Annotated in this window: 6 protein-coding genes; 5 read left to right on the forward strand and 1 reads right to left on the reverse strand. The window is 72.6% G+C overall.

The genetic code is table 11. The features are described 5' to 3' along the window. Positions 1-127: 127 nt before the first annotated feature. Positions 128-1,561, forward strand: coding sequence for an aminobutyraldehyde dehydrogenase (locus ACFU0Y_RS15975; RefSeq protein WP_380215585.1), 1,434 nt, complete (start codon positions 128-130; stop codon positions 1,559-1,561). A gap of 50 nt (positions 1,562-1,611) precedes the next feature. On the opposite strand, the gene ACFU0Y_RS15980 is transcribed toward ACFU0Y_RS15975, so the two are convergent. After that, positions 1,612-2,295: a TetR/AcrR family transcriptional regulator gene (locus ACFU0Y_RS15980; RefSeq protein ID WP_380215587.1), complete on the reverse strand. Its 684-nt coding sequence runs from the start codon at positions 2,293-2,295 to the stop codon at positions 1,612-1,614. Between the two features lie 160 nt (positions 2,296-2,455). Here ACFU0Y_RS15980 and ACFU0Y_RS15985 point away from each other — a divergent pair, with 160 nt between their 5' ends. The 4 genes from ACFU0Y_RS15985 (at position 2,456) to ACFU0Y_RS16000 (ending at position 7,134) form a co-directional block, all read left to right on the forward strand. Beyond that, positions 2,456-3,187, forward strand: a complete 732-nt coding sequence (locus tag ACFU0Y_RS15985) for a hypothetical protein (protein ID WP_380215589.1) — start codon at positions 2,456-2,458, stop codon at positions 3,185-3,187. Positions 3,188-3,287: 100 nt separating this feature from the next. After that, a complete protein-coding gene (locus ACFU0Y_RS15990) occupies positions 3,288-4,724 on the forward strand; it encodes a flavin monoamine oxidase family protein (RefSeq protein WP_380215591.1) in 1,437 nt (478 codons plus the stop codon). After that, positions 4,721-5,617, forward strand: a complete 897-nt coding sequence (locus ACFU0Y_RS15995) for a universal stress protein (protein ID WP_380215593.1) — start codon at positions 4,721-4,723, stop codon at positions 5,615-5,617. The genes ACFU0Y_RS15990 and ACFU0Y_RS15995 overlap by 4 nt, the downstream gene beginning before the upstream one ends. After that, a complete protein-coding gene (locus ACFU0Y_RS16000) occupies positions 5,614-7,134 on the forward strand; it encodes an APC family permease (protein ID WP_380215595.1) in 1,521 nt (506 codons plus the stop codon). The genes ACFU0Y_RS15995 and ACFU0Y_RS16000 overlap by 4 nt, the downstream gene beginning before the upstream one ends. The last annotated feature ends 55 nt before the right edge of the window (positions 7,135-7,189 follow it).

Raw genomic sequence — 7,189 nt, forward strand, 5'->3', positions numbered from 1 at the left:
GGCCGAGTCCCCTCGGCCGCGGGGGTCCGCCGTCGTCGGTGATGCGGGTCACGCCCGCCCTATAAAAATGAACGTCAATCATTTAGACTGACGGGCACCGCGTTCTCGCCCGCAGAGAGGAACCACCATGAGCGACGTCCTGCAGAACTACGTCGACGGCGCCTTCGTCGACGCCCACGGCACCGGCCGGATCGACGTCGTCGATCCCACCACCGGCACGACGGTCGCCGTCTCCCCGGTCTCGGACGCCACGGACGTGGACCAGGCCTTCGCCGCCGCCAAGAAGGCCTTCCGGACCTGGAGGCGCACCACCCCGAGCGAGCGCCAGCTCCTGCTGCTCCGGCTCGCGGACGCGCTCGAGGCGCACGGCGACGAGCTCGTCGCCGCCCAGCACCGCAACACCGGCCAGCCCCGCCAGATGATCGCGGACGAGGAGGTCGGCGCCGGCGCCGACAACCTGCGCTTCTTCGCCGGCGCGGCCCGGACCCTCGAGGGCAAAGCCGCGGCGGAGTACATGAGCGAGCACACCTCCTACGTGCGGCGCGAGCCCGTCGGCGTCGTGGCGCAGGTGACCCCCTGGAACTACCCGCTGCTCATGGCGATCTGGAAGCTCGGCCCCGCGCTGGCCGCCGGCAACACCGTGGTCCTCAAGCCCTCGGACACCACCCCCGAGTCCACCCTCGTGCTGGCCCGGCTCATCGACGGGATCTTCCCCGCCGGCGTGGTGAACATCCTCCTGGGGGACGGCACCACCGGCGCCCTCATGACCGCCCACCGCACGCCCTCCATGGTCTCCATCACCGGGTCCGTGCGCGCCGGGCGGGCCGTGGCCCTGGCCGCGGCGCAGAACCTCACCCGGGGCCACCTCGAGCTCGGCGGCAAGGCACCCGCCGTCGTGTTCGCGGACGCCAACCTGCCCGCCGCGGCGAAGGCCCTCGTGGAGTTCGGCACCTTCAACGCCGGCCAGGACTGCACCGCGGTGACCCGCATCCTGGTCCAGGACAGCGCCCACGACGAGTTCGTGCGGCTGCTGGCCGCGGCGGCCCGGGACATCGTGACGGGCGACCCGGACGAGTCCCGGAACTTCTACGGCCCCCTCAACAACGCCCGCCACTTCGAGGACGTCTGCCGCAAGCTCGCCGACCTCCCCGAGCACGCGACCGTGGTCACCGGCGGGAAGCCGGTCGAGGGCGCCCCCGGCTACTTCTTCGAGCCCACCGTGGTGACCGGGGTGCACCAGGACGACGCCCTCGTCCAGGAGGAGACCTTCGGCCCGGTGCTCACCGTGCAGCCCTTCGCCACGGAGGAGGAGGCGCTCGAGCTCGCCAACGACGTGGACTACGCACTGGCCTCCAGCGTGTGGACCACCGACCACGGCACGGCCATGCGGGTCTCCCGCGACCTCGAGTTCGGCTGCGTCTGGGTCAACACCCACGTCATGCTGATCTCCGAGATGCCGCACGGCGGGTTCAAGAACTCCGGCTACGGCAAGGACCTCTCCCTCTACTCGGTCGAGGAGTACACCCAGGTCAAGCACGTCATGCACGCCCTGGAGGCCTGAGCCGAGCGGCCGGGGGCGCTGCCGCCGGCCGCTCGGTCCCGGCCGGCGGATCAGTCCTGGGCCGCGGCCCGGCCCCGGGCCGCCTCCAGACGCAGCCGGAAGCCGTCCAGCATGGCGGTGAGGGCGGCGTCGAAGGCCTCGTCCGCCGCGGTGGTGGCGTCCGCCGGCCGTGCCCGCACGGCGTCGGCGAACACCGGGGCGAGGTCCGAGCGCTCCCCGGGGTCGAAGATGTCGGCGGGGGCCGTGGCGTCGTACGCGGCGCCGAAGACGAGCGACTCGACCGAGACGATCACGTCCACGATGCTGGCACGCTCCCAGCCCGCGTCCGCCAGGCCGGTGGCCACGGTCTCGTACATCTGCAGGGTGTGCGGGGAGTCGGCGACGGGCTGGACGGCCATGATCGGGATCATGGCCGTGTGCTGGGCGTAGCAGTCGCGGTAGGACCGCGCCCAGCTCTCGAGGGCCCGGTCCCACGGGGCGGTGCCGAAGGCGGAGCAGTCGATCCCCTGGTTGATCGCGTCCTGGACCCGGATCAGCACCTCGCGCTTCGACGGCGTGTGGTTGTACAGGGCCGAGGTGGAGACCTTCAGCTCGCGCGCGAGCTCGGTCATCGTCAGGTGCCGGTAGCCCCGGGTGGCCACGATCTTTATCGCCGCCTTCGTGATCCGCTCCTCGGAGAGCACCGGCTGGCTCGGGCGCCCGCGGCGGCGAGGAGGGGTTCGGGCGGGAGCCATGGGCGGGGTCCTCCTCGGGGTGGTGCTGCGGTTGCTGGTGGCGGCTCGGGGTGGTGGCCGGGCCGGGGCGGTCAGCTCGAGTCTAGGCGGCGGTCGGACGGCCGTGGCCTCCGCCGCCGCCTCCTTGACCGGGCACGGGGGCGCTCCTAGCGTGTGGACGATGACGGATGCCGACCTCCACTTCTACTTCGACCCCACCTGCCCCTTCGCCTGGCTGACCAGCAAGTGGGTCCGCACGGTGGCCGCCCGCCGGGGCCACCGGGTGGACTGGCGGTTCATCTCCCTGCGCCTGCTCAACGAGCACGTGGACTACGACGCGTGGTTCCCGCCCGAGTACGAGGCGGGCCACACGGCCGGCCTGCACCTGCTGCGGGTCGCTGCCCGGACCCGCGCCGAGCACGGGCGCGAGGCCGTGGGACAGCTCTACGCAGCCCTCGGTGCGCACACCTTCGATGCCGACCCGGTGCCCGCTCCCGACGCGCCCGGACGGGACCGCCGCGCCACGCGGGCCTTCCTCGAGCCGGTCCTCGAGGCCGCCGGTCTCCCGGCCGGGCTCGCCGGCGCCCTCGAGGACGAGTCCCTGGACGCGGTGGTCCGCGCGGAGACCGAGGAGGCCCTGCACCTGACCGGCCGGGACGTGGGAACCCCCATCATCCACTTCGGCCCGCCGGAGGGCGTGGCCTTCTTCGGTCCGGTCATCAGCCGGCTCCCGGAGGAGGACGAGGCCCTCGAGCTCTGGGACCACGTGGTGGCGCTCGCCCGCTTCCCCGGGTTCGCCGAGCTCAAGCGCAGCCTCCGGGAGCAGCCGCAGCTGCGGGGCCTCGGCGTCGCCCCGGACCGGCCGGGGACCGAGGAGGACTGGCACGCCGGGAGCCGCCGGACGAAGAAGTAGCACTTCGCCGCCAGGCGGATTTCCCGGCCGCGGGTCTTGACGGGCGGCGGTGCGCTCCCGCTTAATGAACACAGTTCATTTTAGCGTGAAGGAGAGCACAGTGACCGATCAGCGCACCCTGGGCAGCAGGACGGCGCTCGAGCGCGACGTCGTCGTCGTCGGCGCCGGCCCCGCCGGGCTGATGGCGGCCCGCAGCCTCGTGGCCGCCGGGAAGACCGTGGCGGTCCTCGAGGCCCGCGACCGCGTGGGCGGGCGCACCTGGTCGAGGACCGTGGACGGCGCGTTCCTGGAGATCGGCGGGCAGTGGATCTCGCCGGACCAGACCGAGCTGCTGGCCCTGGTCGAGGAGCTCGGCCTGGAGACGTTCCCGCGCTACCGCGAGGGCGAGTCCGTCTACATCGGTCCGGACGGGGTGCGCCGGACCTACACTGGCTCCCTCTTCCCCGCGCCGGAGCGGACCGTGGCCGAGATGGAGAAGCTCATCGGCATCCTCGACGACCTCGTCGAGCAGATCGGCGTGGAGCAGCCGTGGGCGCACCCGCTGGCCCGGGAGCTGGACACGGTCTCCTTCCACTCCTGGCTGCGGGCCCGCTCCGACGACGAGGAGGCCTGCACCAACATCGGCATGTTCATCGCCGGGGCGATGCTCACCAAGCCCTCCCATGCCTTCTCCACCCTGCAGGCCGTGCTCATGGCCGCCTCCGCCGGGTCCTTCTCGAACCTCGTGGACGAGGACTTCATCCTCGACCGGCGCGTGGTCGGGGGCATGCAGTCGGTGTCCGAGGCCATGGCCGCCCAGCTCGGTCCCGACGTCGTCTTCCTGGACACCCCGGTGCGCACCGTGCGGTGGGGCGGACCGGAGGACACCTACGCCGAGCACGTCCCCGGCACGGAGGTCACGGTCTGGTCCGACCGGCTCACCGTGCGGGCGAAGGACGTGGTCGTGGCCGTCCCGCCGAACCTCTACTCGAGGATCTCCTTCGAGCCTCCTCTGCCGCGGCTGCAGCACCAGATGCACCAGCACCAGTCGCTGGGGCTGGTGATCAAGGTGCACGCCGTCTACGAGAGCCCCTTCTGGCGGGCCAAGGGCCTGTCCGGCACGGGCTTCGGCGCCCACGAGCTGTCCCAGGAGGTCTACGACAACACCAACCACGAGGACCCCCGTGGCACCCTGGTCGGCTTCGTCTCCGACGAGAAGGCCGATGCGGTCTTCGCCCTGGGCGCCGAGGAGCGCAAGCGGGTCATCCTGGAGTCCTTCGCCCGCTACCTGGGGGAGGAGGCGCTGGAGCCGGTGGTCTACTACGAGTCCGACTTCGGGTCCGAGGAGTGGACCCGCGGCGCCTACGCCGCCAGCTACGACCTCGGCGGGCTGCACCGCTACGGCGCGCACCAGCGCACCCCCGTGGGCCCGATCCGATGGGCCTGCTCCGACCTCGCGGCCGAGGGCTACCAGCACGTCGACGGCGCCCTGCGCCAGGGCCGGCTCGCCGCGGCCGAGGTCCTCGGCGCCGGCTCGCTGACGGGCGCGCAACGATGACTCCCGCCGGGGCGCCGCGCTACGTGGTGGGCTGCAGCGGCGACCGGCGCAGCCGGGACGCCGTGCGGCTGGGCGCCGCGCTCGCCCGGGACCTGGGCGCCGAGCTCGAGCTCGTCCTGGTGCTGCGCGCGGACGACCCGTACCAGCAGGTCTATCCCCCCGTGGGGGACATCTCGGGCGTGCTCCGCCGGCAGGGGCAGCAGTGGCTGCGCGAGGCCGCCGCGCTGGTGCCGGAGGGGATCACGGCCCGCACCCACGTGCGGGAGGCGCGGTCCGCGCCGGCCGGCCTGGTCGAGGCCGCCACCGAGCTCGGAGCCTCGATGATCGTGGTCGGCGCCGGCACCGGCGGCGGCCGCTTCACCCCGGGCTCCGTGGTGAACTCGCTGCTGCACAGCTCGCCCGTGCCCGTGGCGCTCGCCCCGCGCCGGTACGCCGGGGACGAGCCGCTCACCCGCGTCTACGCTGCCGTGGGCACCCGCCCCGGGGCGCACCAGGTCGTCCGGGAGGCCGCCGAGGCGGTCGAGCGCTCCGGGCTCGAGCTGGAGCTCATCTCCTTCCTCGAGGGGGAGGCCGCGGACCCGGACGCCACCGAACAGGTCCGCCGGCGCGTCGAGGAGCACCTGGGAGCCGCTGCCGGGGAGGCCCGCCGCACCGGGCCCGTAACCGTGCGGGTCGCCTCCGGGCGCACCCTCAAGAAGGCCGCCCAGGACGTCGACTGGGCCCCCGGCGGCCTCCTGCTCATCGGCTCGTCCCGCCTGGCCCAGGGGCGGCAGACGTTCCTGGGCACCACCGCAGCACGGCTGCTCAAGCACGTCCCGGTTCCGATGGTCGTGGTCCCGCGGCCCGCCCCGGACCCCGCCCACGCCCGGACCGAGAAGGAGACCGCGTCATGAGCACCGCACCGCTCGTCGAGCAGCAGAGCACGCGTCACGAGAAGGGACTCAGCAAGGGCTCGGTGGGCCTGCTGGGCTCCGTGGTCATCGGCGTGTCCACCATCGCGCCCGCCTACACGCTCTCCGGAGCCCTCGGGCCCACCGCCGCCGCGGTGGGGACCCACCTCCCGGCCATCCTGCTGGTCGGCTTCGTCCCCATGCTGCTCGTGGCCATGGGGTACCGGCAGCTCAACCGGGCCATGCCCGACTCCGGCACCACGTTCACCTGGGTCTCGAAGGCCTTCGGCCCGTGGATCGGGTGGATGGGCAGCTGGGGACTGCTCGCCGCCACCATCCTGGTGCTCTCCAACCTGGCCGGCATCGCCGTGGACTTCTTCTACCTCGCCCTCGCCCAGATCACCGGCAACGACGCCCTCGCGGAGCTGACCCGCAACGTGCCCGTCAACGTGGCCACCTGCCTGGCGTTCGTGGCGCTCGCGGCCTGGGTCTCCTACCGCGGCATGGAGGCCACCAAGGTGGTGCAGTACGTCCTGGTCGTCTTCCAGCTCGTCGTGCTGCTGTGGTTCGCCGCCGCGGCCTTCGGCCACGTGGGCGGCGGCACGGCCTTCGAGGGCCTGACCGTGCGCGCCGAGTGGTTCAACCCCTTCGGCGTGGAGACCTTCTCCGCGTTCGCCGCCGGGGTCTCCCTGTCCGTGTTCATCTACTGGGGCTGGGACGTGGTGCTGACCCTCAACGAGGAGAGCAAGGAGTCCGCCAACGGGCCCGGCCGCTCGGCCATCGCGACCATCCTCGTCATCGTCGCCCTGTACATGACGGTCTCGCTCGCGGTGCTGGCCTACTCCGGCGTGGGCGGTGCCGAGCTCGGCCTGGGCAACGCGGAGATCCAGGAGAACGTCTTCGCGGCGCTCGCCGGTCCGGTGATGGGCCCCTTCGCGATCCTCATGTCCCTGGCGGTGCTGTCCTCCTCCGCCGCGTCGCTGCAGTCCACGATGATCTCCCCGGCGCGCACCATGCTCGCGATGGGCCACTACGGGGCGCTGCCGGCGAAGTACGCCCGGATCACCTCGCGCTTCCAGTCCCCGGGCTACGCCACGATCGCGGCGGCCGTCATCGCCTCGGTGTTCTACGCGGTGATGCGCGTGGTCTCCGAGAACGTCCTGTGGGACACCATCACCACCCTGGGCATGATGGTCTGCTTCTACTACGGCGTCACCGCCCTGGCCTGCGTGTGGTACTTCCGCCGCGAGGCCTTCCGCACCGCCACGGGGTTCCTGACGAAGTTCCTGGCGCCGCTGCTCGGCGGGATCCTGCTGCTGGTCTTCTTCGTCCAGACCTCCTACGACTCCATGGACCCGGAGTACGGCTCCGGCTCGGCGATCGGCGGGGTCGGGCTCGTCTTCGTCCTCGGCGTGGGCATGCTCCTGCTCGGGGTCGCCGTGATGCTCGTCCAGTACCGGCGCAACCCCTCCTTCTTCCGCGAGCGCTTCGAGACCACCGAGCTGCCGGTCCTGGACTGAGGAGCGGACGGCCGGACCGGGGAGGACGGGCCGGTGGCCGGGGCAGGTGCCCCGG

Origin of the sequence: Kocuria sp. NPDC057446 (genome assembly GCF_042802875.1) — a bacterium.
In the GTDB taxonomy this organism is placed as follows: domain Bacteria; phylum Actinomycetota; class Actinomycetes; order Actinomycetales; family Micrococcaceae; genus Kocuria.